At 68.2% G+C, this 12,741-nt stretch carries 14 protein-coding genes; 6 read left to right on the forward strand and 8 right to left on the reverse strand.

The window, feature by feature from the left end:
• Positions 1 to 18: 18 nt before the first annotated feature.
• Positions 19 to 1,137 carry a histidinol-phosphate transaminase gene (locus BJ970_RS16215; protein WP_184727033.1) on the forward strand — a complete coding sequence of 373 codons (1,119 nt, stop codon included), beginning with the start codon at positions 19 to 21 and terminating at the stop codon, positions 1,135 to 1,137.
• Complete coding sequence (gene hisB / locus BJ970_RS16220; protein ID WP_184727034.1) at positions 1,134 to 1,751, forward strand: imidazoleglycerol-phosphate dehydratase HisB; 618 nt, start codon at positions 1,134 to 1,136, stop codon at positions 1,749 to 1,751. Before BJ970_RS16215 ends, hisB begins: the two co-directional genes overlap by 4 nt.
• Positions 1,752 to 2,148: 397 nt before the next feature.
• Here the strand turns inward: hisB and BJ970_RS16225 are convergent, their stop codons facing one another.
• The 6 genes from BJ970_RS16225 to BJ970_RS16250 all read right to left on the reverse strand — a co-directional run bounded on the left by BJ970_RS16225 (position 2,149) and on the right by BJ970_RS16250 (position 7,660).
• Positions 2,149 to 2,718 carry a DUF3039 domain-containing protein gene (locus BJ970_RS16225; protein WP_184727035.1) on the reverse strand — a complete coding sequence of 190 codons (570 nt, stop codon included), beginning with the start codon at positions 2,716 to 2,718 and terminating at the stop codon, positions 2,149 to 2,151.
• A 180-nt stretch (positions 2,719 to 2,898) separates the two neighbouring features.
• A complete protein-coding gene (locus BJ970_RS16230) occupies positions 2,899 to 4,113 on the reverse strand; it encodes a helix-turn-helix domain-containing protein (protein WP_312864274.1) in 1,215 nt (404 codons plus the stop codon).
• A 359-nt stretch (positions 4,114 to 4,472) separates the two neighbouring features.
• The gene (locus BJ970_RS16235) at positions 4,473 to 5,267 is read right to left on the reverse strand and encodes a Type 1 glutamine amidotransferase-like domain-containing protein (protein ID WP_246470862.1); all 795 of its coding nucleotides are present in this window, start codon (positions 5,265 to 5,267) and stop codon (positions 4,473 to 4,475) included.
• Between the two features lie 64 nt (positions 5,268 to 5,331).
• Positions 5,332 to 5,739, reverse strand: coding sequence for an Imm1 family immunity protein (locus tag BJ970_RS16240; RefSeq protein WP_184727037.1), 408 nt, complete (start codon positions 5,737 to 5,739; stop codon positions 5,332 to 5,334).
• Positions 5,736 to 6,104 carry a DddA-like double-stranded DNA deaminase toxin gene (locus BJ970_RS16245; protein WP_184727038.1) on the reverse strand — a complete coding sequence of 123 codons (369 nt, stop codon included), beginning with the start codon at positions 6,102 to 6,104 and terminating at the stop codon, positions 5,736 to 5,738. The genes BJ970_RS16240 and BJ970_RS16245 overlap by 4 nt, the downstream gene beginning before the upstream one ends.
• Positions 6,105 to 6,295: 191 nt before the next feature.
• Positions 6,296 to 7,660: a cation:dicarboxylate symporter family transporter gene (locus BJ970_RS16250; protein ID WP_184727039.1), complete on the reverse strand. Its 1,365-nt coding sequence runs from the start codon at positions 7,658 to 7,660 to the stop codon at positions 6,296 to 6,298.
• Positions 7,661 to 7,805: 145 nt separating this feature from the next.
• Between BJ970_RS16250 and BJ970_RS16255 the strand changes: the two genes are divergently transcribed.
• Positions 7,806 to 9,425: an ATP-binding protein gene (locus BJ970_RS16255; protein WP_184727040.1), complete on the forward strand. Its 1,620-nt coding sequence runs from the start codon at positions 7,806 to 7,808 to the stop codon at positions 9,423 to 9,425.
• Positions 9,422 to 10,102 (forward strand): response regulator, encoded by a 681-nt coding sequence (locus BJ970_RS16260; RefSeq protein WP_184727041.1) that lies wholly within the window; start codon positions 9,422 to 9,424, stop codon positions 10,100 to 10,102. Before BJ970_RS16255 ends, BJ970_RS16260 begins: the two co-directional genes overlap by 4 nt.
• Positions 10,103 to 10,113: 11 nt before the next feature.
• Here the strand turns inward: BJ970_RS16260 and BJ970_RS16265 are convergent, their stop codons facing one another.
• Both BJ970_RS16265 and soxR read right to left on the reverse strand, forming a co-directional pair.
• Positions 10,114 to 10,608, reverse strand: a complete 495-nt coding sequence (locus BJ970_RS16265; protein WP_246470863.1) for a DoxX family protein — start codon at positions 10,606 to 10,608, stop codon at positions 10,114 to 10,116.
• A 75-nt stretch (positions 10,609 to 10,683) separates the two neighbouring features.
• Positions 10,684 to 11,142 (reverse strand): redox-sensitive transcriptional activator SoxR, encoded by a 459-nt coding sequence (gene soxR, locus BJ970_RS16270; protein WP_184727042.1) that lies wholly within the window; start codon positions 11,140 to 11,142, stop codon positions 10,684 to 10,686.
• A 192-nt stretch (positions 11,143 to 11,334) separates the two neighbouring features.
• On the opposite strand from soxR, the gene hisH reads away from it, so the two are divergent.
• Positions 11,335 to 11,964: an imidazole glycerol phosphate synthase subunit HisH gene (gene hisH / locus BJ970_RS16275; RefSeq protein WP_184727043.1), complete on the forward strand. Its 630-nt coding sequence runs from the start codon at positions 11,335 to 11,337 to the stop codon at positions 11,962 to 11,964.
• Positions 11,965 to 11,995: 31 nt separating this feature from the next.
• Positions 11,996 to 12,727: a bifunctional 1-(5-phosphoribosyl)-5-((5-phosphoribosylamino)methylideneamino)imidazole-4-carboxamide isomerase/phosphoribosylanthranilate isomerase PriA gene (gene priA, locus BJ970_RS16280; RefSeq protein ID WP_184727044.1), complete on the forward strand. Its 732-nt coding sequence runs from the start codon at positions 11,996 to 11,998 to the stop codon at positions 12,725 to 12,727.
• The last annotated feature ends 14 nt before the right edge of the window (positions 12,728 to 12,741 follow it).

Here is a 12,741-nt window from a genome sequence, read left to right on the forward strand (position 1 = left end):
CAACCGAAGGTAGAACTCATGAGTGACGTGCCCGGCGCCGACACGACGCTGGCCGACCTGCCGTTGCGGGACGATCTGCGCGGCCGTAGTCCCTACGGCGCGCCGCAGCTGGACGTCTCGGTTCGGTTGAACACCAACGAAAATCCGTATCCGCCGCCGCAGGAGCTCGTCGACGACGTGACCGCCGCGGTGCAGGAAGCCGCCACGGCGCTGCACCGCTACCCGGACCGCGACGCCACGGCGCTGCGAGCCGATCTCGCCGCCTACCTGACCAAGGCGACCGGAGTGCCGCTGGCGACGGAGAACTTGTGGGCCGCCAACGGCTCCAACGAGGTGCTGCAGCAGATCTTGCAGGCATTCGGCGGGCCGGGCCGCACCGCTCTCGGCTTCGAACCGTCGTACTCGATGCACCCGATCCTGTCGGCTGGAACCCGCACCGAGTGGTTGCCCGCGCCGCGCCGCGACGACTTCAGCCTGGATGGCGCGCAAGCCGCCCGGATCATCGCGGAGAAGCAGCCCAGCGTGGTGTTCGTGACGAGCCCGAACAACCCCACCGGGCAGTCGGTGTCGCAGGACGACCTGCGGGCCGTCCTGGACGCCGCGCCCGGTGTCGTCGTGGTCGACGAGGCTTACGCCGAGTTCTCCGCGCGACCCAGCGCGATCGGGCTGATCGAGCAGTATCCCGCGAAGGTGATCGTCAGCCGCACGATGAGCAAGGCGTTCGCGTTCGCCGGCGGTCGGCTCGGCTACCTGGCCGCCGCCCCGGCGGTGATCGACGCCCTGCTGCTGGTGCGCCTGCCGTACCACCTGTCGGTGGTCACCCAGGCCGCCGCGCGCGCCGCCCTGCGGCACGCCAAGGCCACCCTCGGCTCGGTGCAGGCGCTGATCGACGAGCGGGAGCGAGTCGTGCAAGCGTTGCGGGAGCAGGGTTTCTCGCCGGTGCCCAGCGACGCCAACTTCGTCCTGTTCGGACGGTTCGCGGACGCGCACCGCGCGTGGCAGCGCTACCTGGACACCGACGTGCTGATCCGCGATGTCGGCATTCCCGGCCACCTGCGGGTGACCATCGGCACGCCGGAGGAGAACGACGCCTTCCTGGCGGCGAGCAAGGTCGTGAGCGAGGAGATCAGCCAGTGACATTCCAGCCGGGGACCCGCATCGGCCGGGTCGAACGCACCACCAGGGAATCCTCGGTGCTGGTCGAGCTCGACCTCGACGGCACCGGCCAGGTGAACATCGACACCACGGTGCCGTTCTACGACCACATGCTCACCGCGCTGGGCACCCACGCGGCCTTCGACCTGAGGGTGAAGTCGACGGGCGACACCCACATCGACGCGCACCACACGGTCGAGGACACCGCGATCGTGCTCGGCCAGGCCCTGCGCCAAGCGCTCGGCGACAAGAAGGGCATCCGCCGCTTCGGCGACGCCTGGATCCCGATGGACGAAACCCTCGCGCACGCGGCGGTGGACGTCTCGGGCCGGTCGTACTGCGTGATGACAGGTGAACCGGAGCAGTACAACAGCTTCACGATCGGCGGGAACTACCCGTTCGTGCTCAACCGCCACGTGTTCGAGTCGCTGGCCTTCCACTCCCAGATCAACCTGCACACCCGGGTGATCCACGGCCGCGACCCGCACCACATCGCGGAAGCCCAGTACAAGGCGATCGCCCGAGCCCTCCGCGCGGCGGTCGAACCCGACCCCCGCTTCACCGGCGTAGTCCCATCGACAAAGGGCGCCCTGTAAGGGTTCGCGCGAGGCTTCGCAGTGCTGATGGGGAGGTTTGGAGTCGGCCGTGGCGATGCGTCGGGGGCCACGCACCGCCACGGCCGTGCGGCCCGGTGTCGGCCGGGGGAATCACGACACCGAGCCGGGTCTGTCAGCTGTCGAGCGGGTCGAGTTTGCGAAAAATGCGCTGGGGTGACGAGTCAAACTCCCTGGGCACGCCGATTCACCCTGCACCGAGCCCTTGGTGCGACATGACAGCCTTCCAGTTCTTTCAGATGAGAAGCCGAGCGATCATGGAGGACTGTCAAGGAATGTAAAGTCGGGTCGACGAGGTCGGCGGCGAGATCACCAGACCAGCTCACGCTGTACCCGGCCGCGACGATGCCCGTGCGGCGGTGTTTCACCGTTGCCATGACTAGGGATTCCCCTTGCTCGCAATCTCGATGCAGTCCGGGCACATCGGCCAGTCCTCCGGCGGATGCTCGTTCGGCCCCCACCCGATCTTTCCGCAGACCCCCACCGTGACGGTTGAGCTCTCGTACTTCCGTTTCCGTGCATCGGGTCTCGCGTAGTGGACGACGCGCTCGCGCCATGAAGGCGCATAAAGCAGCATCACGCCCGGCGAATCGGCAACGACGTCCGTGGGGGGCACCTCCGGAGGCCCACTATGAGGCGGCGGCGCGTCTTCGGCTTCTGCGCGAGTGACCGGAGGCGCGTCGCTGGCGAGCACGGCGAGCATGAGGCACTTAGGACACGGGTTGCCCGTGAACGGATCGACGATCTCGGCTTCGCCAGGCTTGATCCGGTCACCGCACGGCGACACCCACACGACCGGATCGCCGTCGGCGCGGTAGGCGTGCACTTCCGGCGGCCGATCCGGTGGCGCGAACTCCGACCGTAGCCGCGCCAGGATCATCGATCCTGAGCGCTGGCCGTTCACGCTGCACGCCCCGGAGCGCGACGGCGGAGCCGTTCCGCTCGACATCGGGCCGCTGCCTTGAAAGCTTGTCTCTTTCGGTGTTCCGGCAGCCACCACATGATGAACAGCGGAACAAAGATCACCGACCAGGCCAGTAGGCCGAGAAGCATCCCCAGCGCGTCATGCATGAGTCCAAGATCGCCCGGTCCGACACGGGCAATAGGTACGTTTTTTACCCCTACCCGATCAGCGGACCCCGATGCGCTGCGCTAGCGACCGCACCGCCGCCGACTCGCCAGCCGGCGGACGGTCGAGAAGCGAATGCGCCAACTCGCGTGCCCAGCCGTTGAACCGGGCGGTTTCCGGCGCGGTCCGCTCCGCCCTGTCGAGCATTGCCAACACTGCAGTCTGATTGCCTTGCAAGGCGGAACCGCGAGCGACCTCGATCATGTGCCGTGCCCGGCGCGGCACCGAAGCGATCTCGGCCGGATCGAAGTTCGCCGCCTGCATAGCCTCTCCGCCGCGCCGCAGCTCCACGCCCAGCGTGACCGCGTTGGCCTTCATCACCGGCAGACCGAAACTCGTTTGCACGTGCCGGTATCCGGGGCCGAGCTTCCGGGCGATGCCGTGGGCCGACTCCCAGTAGCGCCAGGCTTCGCCATGCCGGCCTCGGCGCGCGTAGGTGATCGCGTTCTCGGCGCGCAAGGCGCCGACCATGCCGTGCCAGTCATCCGGTGCTGATTCCAGGTAAGGCTCCAACTGTGCCGCGCCGTCGTGGGCGACGCTGATCGCTTCCTCCCAGCGCCCGGACTCCCGGAGCGCCTGGACCAGCGCCCACGCCCCGGCCGCCATCGCGTACGGATCGTCGGCCTCTTGGCCTTCGGTGACGGCCCGGTCGGCGACCAGCCACACCAGCTCCGGCGCGGGTTGGAACGCGACGTAGAAGTCGGCGAGCTGGTAGACGCCTGCCAGGATGCGCCGTGCCTGCCGACGCTCGGCGCCCTGGTGTACTCGCACAGCTCGCTGCGCATCCCGGATGAGGCCGGGCAGCAGTGCGCCGAGCTGGGTGCGATGGTCCGGCGAGCTGTGCCGCACCTTCCACGCCACCGCCAATCGTTCCGTCAGGTGCGCAAGGTCGACCGGCCGTGTGTCGGGCGTGAGCCGGTATTCGGTCAACGCGGCTTGCACGTCGTAGAGCGCCTGATGCGCAGCGCCGAAAGCAAACCGGGACACCGATACCGCTTCGTCATTGCCGGTGAGCTCGGCGAGGTCTCGGACGTCGAGCACGTGGGCAAGCTTGGTGAGCATCTGGAGCTTCGGCGTCTGCAAGCGGCCGGTTTCGACCGCTTTGACCCACTCGCCGGAGCGGTTAACGAGGCCGCCCAGCACGCGGCGGCTCATCCCGGCGCGTTCCCGCGCTTTCCGGATGCGGGCACCAACAGAGGGACCGTTCGAGGACACGATCACATCACCTCTTCGCGGATGACCTCTTCGCGAAACCTCCGGCCCGTCGACCGGCGGCATACCTCCGCGAGGAGGTACCGCCGAGCGTAGCGATCTCCCGATCAGGTGACGAAGAGTCGGGCGGCGCTGTGCGGGCTCGGTGCACCCGTTCGGCGTAGTGGCGTCCCGCTGGTTTCGGTGTAGCCGGGCCGGACGCCCGCCCCGTTCTTCGTTCGCCTCCGCACGAGCACTTGACCACGCCATCGCACTGCAATCCCTGTCCGCCAAGGGCGAGCTCCGCAGTACGGTAACGGTTCTACGCCGCTGGAGCGCGCGTGACGAGGTTGCTCTAGCGCTGCGCCGCCTGCACAACAACACTACGAACGCTTGAGCCGACGAACGTCGAGCGCGGTTTCCACCGCAGTGCCGTTGCTGCTGCGTTCGACGCGGTACGCTCCCGCATTCTTGCGGTCGCTGATCGCTGCGACCAGCTTCGTGCCCTCAAAATGCAGCCCAGCGCCGATATCAGTGGCGAAACCCGAAGGCAACACGCCGTTGCCAATCAACGCTTGGAACTGCTGGCGTCTGGTCTGGTAATGGACAGCATTGGAATACGGCAGAAAACCCAGCCCGTCAGGGAAGGCATGCACCTCGCCGAACGAGTCGGTCGTGCCGCCCGCAAACCAGCACAGCGAGCCAGCTGACTCGCCACCGAGTACGACACCCGCCTGCCAGCACTCGCGCAGCACGATGTCCAGTCGGTGAACCCGCCACACCGCCAGCAAGTTGGCGACACTGCCCCGATCGACCCAAATCACGTCCTGGCTGCGGAGATGCGCCGCCACATTCGGCACGTTGGGCTTGTCGAACAAGGTCAAGGCTGAAAACGTCACGTCACCGGAAAACGACACCGCAAACCGTTCCAACGTCTCCTGTTGATCCCCACCAGCGGTCGCCAGAAGGCACAACCGCGGTATCCCAGATGGCCGCGCCAGCTCGAAGGCATACGAAAAGATCGGCCCCGGCCGCCACGGCTCGCGAGCACGGTTCAAGCCCATCGACGTAGCAATGATCGTCGGCGCCACAGCTGTCACAATTTCAAGATTGTATGCGAGTGAACGAATTACCTGCTGCGCGCCGACCGCGACGACTTCAGTCTGGATGGCCCGCAAGCGGCCCGGTGCCGTCGTGGTGGACGAGGCTTAGGCGATCGCCCGAGCCGCCTTGCCCGTTGGACTACCGGAGTCCGAGATCGTCACCTGGCGACCTTTCGAGCGGGAACGCTTCGACTCCGTAAGGACGCCACTGGACACCGGTCGGCCGCGTGCCCGTCTTCGCGAACTCCTCGGCCGCCTCGATCACGGTTTCCGCGTCGAGTTCCGCGCCCGCCGGGACCGGAATCTCAGACCATCCGTAGACGATCACGTCGTCGTTCGTTCCACCGGTCGTCACCGCAGGGTCGTCGCCGCAGATCTGCCACAGACAAACGCCCCGACCGTCGCGGAAGCCGATTGCGAGCTCCGTGCCGTTGTCGTGGACGAGGTACACGATCACGTGCTCGTCTGACATCTGGGAGGTCAGCGTGGCCCGCACATCGGCCGCGTCAAGCGGCGTTTGGTCGTCAAGTTCCATCTTGATCATCATCGCTTCGCCTTCCCCTGGTAGGTGCGCCGGTAGGGGCGCCCCTTGTTGTCCGTACCCGACACGGTCACCTGCGAACCCTCCGGCAGGAACGGCTCTAGCACCTGGTGACAGCCTGGCGGGCGCGTCTGGTAGCCGCATGGGACGTTGTTGATCACAACTTCCGCAGCGGTTACGCCTCTGCGGATCGTCATCGCAGCGGCCCGCAGCTCGACATGAAAGGGCAGGAACCACGGAGCCCGGATACCGAGCGCCTTGATCCGTTGGTCTGCCTCGTCGACCCAGATGTCTCGTTGGTTGGACCGGAACTGTCCAGGGATTGGCCGGTCGCCAACCAGCTGCTGCTGGACGTCTTCGAGTGCAGACATGCGCCCCAGATCCTGTCGACATTCGAGTTGGTGCCGACGATCCTGCCGACCCCCACCGACAGCTTGGCGAACCCTGAACCGCGCTACGCCGGATGGGTCTGCATGAGCCAGCGCCTAGGCCATGGAGAAAGGGGCACCCTTGGCCGACTTGGTCGGTGGAAAGGGTGCCCCTTGCAAGGGAAAGCGCGGTGTCAGCTGGCCGTGGTGGCGGGCGTCTTTTCGGTTTTTTCTTCGGGGCTGCCGCCGTGGCCTTCGTCTACAAAGGACCGCTCGTTGAACGGGCTGTCGCCCGCGAACACCTGCTTCATCTGGTCGCGGTCGAGCTCCTTGGTCCACGCTCCGATGAGGACGGTGGCCACCGCGTTGCCCGCGAAGTTGGTCAGCGCCCGTGCCTCGGACATGAACCGGTCGATGCCCACGATCAAGCCGACGCCGTCCAGCAATTCCGGCCGGTGCGACTGCAGCCCGCCCGCAAGCGTGGCCAGCCCGGCGCCGCTGACGCCGGCCGCGCCCTTCGAGGCGACCATCATGAACAGCAGCAGCCCGACCTGCTCGGCGATCGACAGCGGGTCGCCCAGCGCGCTCGCGATGAACAGCGACGCCATGGTCAGGTAGATCATGGTGCCGTCCAGGTTGAACGAGTAACCGGTCGGCACCGTGATGCCCACCACCGGCTTGCTCACCCCGAGGTGCTCCATCTTCGCGATCAGCCGCGGCAGCGCGGCCTCCGACGACGAGGTGGACAGGATCAGCAGGAACTCGCGGCCCAGGTACCGCAGCAGCGAGAAGATGTTGACCCGGGCGAACATCCACAGCACCGGGCCGAGCACCAGGAACACGAACAGCAGGCACGTGGTGTAGAAGCCGAGCATGATCACGGCCAGGCCCTTGAGCGCCTGTACACCGGTCGCGCCGACGACCGCGGCGATCGCGCCGAACGCGCCGACCGGCGCGGCCCACATGACCATCGCCAGCATCTTGAACACCAGCCGCTGGAGGTGCTCGATGCCGCGCAGGATCGGGGCGCCCTTGTCGCCCATGGCCTGCAACGCGAAGCCGGCCAGCAGCGCGACCAGCAGGGTCTGCAGGACCTGTCCCTCGGTCAGCGACGACACCAGGGTGTGCGGAATGATCCCGAGCAGGAAGTCCGTGGTGCTCTCGGCGCCCTCGCCGGCCTGCTGAGCACCCTGGCCGCGCAGCGAGTCGGTGATGTGCAGGCCCTCGCCGGGGTGCAGCACGTTGCCCACCAGCAGCCCGATGATCAGCGCCACCACGGACATGACCATGAAGTAGACCAGCGCGAGGCCGCCGACCTTGCCGACCTTGGCGGCCTTCCGGACGCCGCCCACGCCGAGCACGATGGTGCAGAAGATGACCGGCGAGATCATCATCTTGATCAGGTTCACGAAGCCGGTGCCCAGTGGTTTGAGGGCTTTGCCGAGGTCGGGGGCCAGGAAGCCGACCGCGATCCCGGCCAGGACCGCGATGATCACCGCTATGTAGAGGTAATGCGTGCGATCCCGACGGTGTGTCTGCGCAGCGTCTTTGCTTGCCACTGTTGCACTCCTACTGGGCTACCGGGTAACACTCGAACCACCCGTGTCCCAGGTCACGGTATGGCCGGGAAGTGACTATCGACGCCCGGTATCGTCAGCGTCATCCTTCTGTTCATTGTGTTCACGTATTTGACACGGATTCGTCATGCCTGCAGCCGGTGACCGCAACTGGTTCGGCCGCGTCCGGCCCAGCTGGAGCCTGGCCCGCCAGCTGTTCGTGCTGCAGGTGGTCGTGGTGGCCGTCGTGGTGCTCGCGGGCGCCGCGCTGGCCTGGTACGACGCGCAGCAGCGCAACGAGGACGCGGCCCGGGACAAGGTCGTCGCGGTGTCGCGCACCCTCGCCGCGCAACCCGCCGTCCGCGACGGGTTGACGGCGCCGAATCCGACCGCCACGTTGCAGCCGCTGGCCGAACGGGTCCGGGCCGACACCGGGGTCGATTTCATCACGATCATGTCCCCGGCCGGGATCCGCTACACGCACCCCGACCCGACGCGCATCGGGCAGCGGTTCCTCGGGCACATCGAGCAGGCCGTGGCCGGGCAGGTGTTCACCGAGACCTACACCGGCACGCTCGGCCCGTCGGTGCGCGCGGTGGTGCCCGTCTACGACGACGCGCATCGGCTGGTGGGCCTGGTGTCGGTCGGCATCACGGTGCAGGTGCTCACCGCCGCGCTGCGCGAGCAGGTGATCGCGATGGTCGCGGTCGCGGCGGGGGCGCTGCTGGTCGGCGGACTGCTGACGTACCTGGTCAGCGCGCGGATCCGCCGCCACACCCACGGGCTGCGGCCCGCCGAGCTGAGCCGCATGTACGAGTACCACGACGCGATCCTGCATGCGGTGCGCGAAGGGCTGCTGCTGGTGGCACCGTCCGGGCAGGTCACGTTGTGCAACGATGGGGCCGCTGTGTTGCTGTCGCTGGATCCCGCCGAAACCGAAGGCGAACACGTGTCCGAGCTCGGGCTGCCGAAGTCTCTCGTCGACACCCTCGGGTCCGGGCGCACGGTGCGCGACGAGGTCCACCTGACCGATGAGCGCGTGCTGCTGGTCAACGTCTCGCAGATCCGCAGCGGCGATCGCGACCTGGGTGCCGTGGTCACGCTGCGGGACCACACCGAATTGCAGGCGTTGAGCGGCGAACTCGACTCGATGCGCGGCTTCGCCGAGTCGCTGCGTTCCCAGGCCCACGAGTCGGCGAACCGGCTGCACACGGTGGTTTCGTTGATCGAACTGGGCCGCGCCGAGGAAGCCGTCGCGTTCGCCACGGCGGAACTGCGGCTCGCCCAGCAGCTCACCGATCGCGTCGTCGGTGCCGTCGGCGAGCCGGTGATCGCCGCTGTGCTGCTGGGCAAGAGCGCCGAGGCGGGGGAGCGCGGCGCGGAGGTCGTCCTCGGTGCCGGCACCGAGATCGACGACGTCGATGTCGAGCACATCGACTCCCGGGATCTGGTGACCATCCTCGGTAACCTGATCGACAATGCCGTCGAGGCGGCGCTGGAAGGCCCGCGTCCGCGCGTCGAGGTGACCATTCGGTCCACTGCGGACGGCGTGCTGATCCGGGTCGCCGACAGCGGGCCGGGCGTCGATCCGGACAGCGCCCAGCAGGTCTTCCAGCGCGGCTGGTCGACCAAGGACGACGGCCGCGGGCTCGGGCTCACGCTGGTCGGGCAGAGCGTGCGCCGCCATCGCGGCAGCATCGAGGTGCACAACGACGGTGGCGCGGTGTTCACCGTCCGGCTGCCGCCCGGATCGGATGGGGCGCGGTGATCTCGGTTCTGGTCGTCGAAGACGATCCGCTGGTCGGCGAGGCGCACGAGACCTACGTCAACCGGCTCGACGGGTTCACGGTGGCCGGCCGGGTGCGGACCGGGCAGGATGCGCTGCGGTTCGTCGAGCGCACCCCGGTCGACCTAGTGCTGCTGGATCTGCGGCTGCCCGACATGGACGGCCTGCAGGTCGCTCGGGCGCTGCGCACCGCGGGCAGCGATGCCGACGTGATCGCGGTGACCTCGGCCCGCGACCTCAAGGTGGTGCGGGCCGCGGTCTCCAGCGGCGTGGTGCAGTACCTGTTGAAGCCGTTCACGTTCGCGGCGATGCGGGAGAAACTGGAGCACTACGCGCGATTCCGGACCAGCCTCGGACACGACCGGGAGGTCAGCAGCCAGGCCGAGATCGACCGGGCGTTCTCCGCGCTGCGGGGCGTCGACCGCGCGGCGCTGCCGAAGGGCATGGGCGAGGAGACTCTCGCGGCGGTCGTCTCGGCGCTGCGCGCCAACCCCGACGGTGGCTCGGCAGGCCCGGTCGGCGAAGCGGCCGGAGTGTCCCGCGTGACCGCCCGTCGTTACCTGGAATACCTGGTCAACAACGGCATGGCCGAGCGGCGCCCGCTGTACGGCGCGGTCGGCCGCCCGGAGATGGCCTACCGATGGATCGGCGAGTCCTGAGCGCGCAATGCTCAGGACCGCAAGGGGGAATTCTCGTTGCGTCGCATGCCCATCCGGCTTGCCAGGGCCGCGTCCAGCGACCAGCCGCCGGCACCCACGATGAGGAGGAACACCAAACCGAGCAACTGGCCGTGTTCGACGCGGGATTCGTGGAGGTAGACCCACGCCCCCTGGTGGGCCGCCATCGTGAACTTGGTGAGGACCTGCGCCCCCACCATGTCGACGATCATCGGGATGGTCGCCAGGCGGGTCACCAACCCCAGGATGATCAGGACGCCGCAGATGATTTCGAAAATTCCGTCGGCGTTGGCCCACACCGCGGGCTGCGGCAGGAGAGCGATCTTGGCGAACCGGCCCGTGCCGAGTTCACCTGGGAACAGGAATTTCTGGATGCCTTCCGAGAGGAAGATCCCACCGACCGCGATGCGGATGAGCACGGTCGCCCTCGGCGCGGTCGTGTGGAACAACCACATCTGCCAGGCGGGGCGAGAAGCTGCAGTGGTCATGATCTCGCTCCTTACGACGGCGGTGCCACAGACCAGCATCACGCCAGCGCTCCACCTGCGCAGAGCGAGTGCGCCTCAGCGGCGGTCTCCTGTCGGGCGCAGCAGCGGGGCGCCGGGACCGAACTCCGCCAGCTTGTCGTCGGCGTTGTGCAGCGCGCAGGTGCGCAGCGACAGGCAACCGCAGCCGATGCAGCCGGTGAGGCGGTCGCGCAGCCGTTGCAGGCCGTCGATGCGCGCGTCCAGCTCATCGCGCCAGCGGCGGGACAACCGGGCCCAGTCCGATTTGGTCGGAGCGTGGTCGGCCGGCAGCGTCGCCAGCGCCTCGGAGATCTGCTCCAAGCTCAGGCCGACCCGCTGCGCGGAGCGGATGAACGCGAGTCGGCGCAGCACCGAGCGGTCGTAGCGGCGCTGGTTGCCGGAGGTGCGGGTGGTGGCGATCAGCCCGCGCTGCTCGTAGAAGCGCAGCGCAGTCTGGGCGACCCCGCTGCGGTGGGCGACCTCTCCGATCGTCAGCAGGCTCGGTAGCTTCGACACGTCCGCCAGGCTATCCGAAAACTTCGAGCATGGTCTAAGTATTCCCGGTGCTACGGCCTTGACTTCCAGCGCCAGCGAGGCCGAACTCGACGAGGGCAGCAACCCTCGACGTCGGCATCCGGGAGCAGGCGAAGGTCAGCGTTGCCGGTGCCCTGGCGCTGACCGGTGCACATCCGCCGGTAGCCTGGAGCCGTGGCACGAGTCGTCATCTTGGACTACGGATCAGGCAATCTCCGCTCCGCCGAGCGCGCGCTTCAGCGTGTCGGGGCCGACGTCGAGGTGACCGCCGATCATCGTGCCGCGGTGGAGGCCGACGGTCTGGTCGTGCCGGGGGTCGGGGCGTTCGCGGCCTGCATGGAAGGTCTGCTCAAGGTCGGCGGCGACAAGATCATCGACCACCGGCTGGCCGGCGACCGCCCGGTCCTCGGGATCTGCGTGGGCATGCAGGTGCTCTTCGACGAAGGCGTCGAGCACGGCATGCAGGCCAACGGCTGCGGCCAGTGGCCGGGCACGGTCGAGCGGCTGCACGCCGAGATCCTGCCGCACATGGGCTGGAACGAGGTGCGGCCACCCGCGGACAGCACCCTGTTCGCCGGGATGGAGCCGGGCACCCGGTTCTACTTCGTGCACTCCTTCGGCGTCCGCAAGTGGCAGCTGCCGCCGTCGGAGCGGATCGCGCCGCCGCTGGTGACCTGGGCCGAGCACGGCGAACCGTTCGTGGCGGCGGTGGAGAATGGGCCGCTGTCGGCGACTCAGTTCCACCCGGAGAAGTCCGGCGAGGCGGGCGCCCGGCTGCTGCGGAACTGGCTGGACAGCCTGTAAACCGTCGAGCGGCTGACAGTAGGGTTGGGGCGTGACTTTCACCTTGCTTCCCGCTGTTGACGTCGCCGACGGTCAGGCCGTCCGCCTGGTGCAAGGCGCCGCCGGTACCGAAACCTCCTACGGTGACCCGTTGGAGGCCGCGTTGGCCTGGCAGCGTGCGGGGGCCGAGTGGATCCATCTGGTCGACCTGGACGCCGCTTTCGGCCGCGGCTCGAACCGGGAACTGCTGGCCGAGGTGACCGGCAAGCTCGACGTGCAGGTGGAGCTTTCCGGCGGTATCCGCGACGATGCCTCACTGGAGGCCGCGCTGGCCACCGGCTGCGTCCGGGTCAACCTGGGAACGGCCGCGCTGGAGAACCCCGACTGGGCGGACCGGGTGGTCGCCGAGTACGGCGACCGGGTCGCGGTCGGGCTGGACGTGCGGATCACCGAGCAAGGGCACCGGCTGGCCGCGCGCGGCTGGACCAAGGACGGCGGCGACCTGTGGGAGGTGCTGGCCCGGCTGGACGCCGCCGGCTGCCGCCGCTACGTGGTCACCGACGTCAGCAAGGACGGCACCCTGCAGGGGCCGAATATCGAGCTGCTGCGCGAGGTCTGCTCGCGCACCGACGCGCCCGTGATCGCCTCCGGCGGTGTGTCCAGTGTGGACGATCTGGTGGAACTGTCGAAGCTCGCGCCGGTCGGCCTGGAGGGCTCGATCGTTGGTAAGGCCCTCTACGCCCAGAACTTCACCCTCGAAGAGGCCCTCGCCGCGGTGCGCTGAAGGTCACCCCCCGC

Source organism: Saccharopolyspora phatthalungensis (genome assembly GCF_014203395.1).
Classification (GTDB): domain Bacteria; phylum Actinomycetota; class Actinomycetes; order Mycobacteriales; family Pseudonocardiaceae; genus Saccharopolyspora; species Saccharopolyspora phatthalungensis.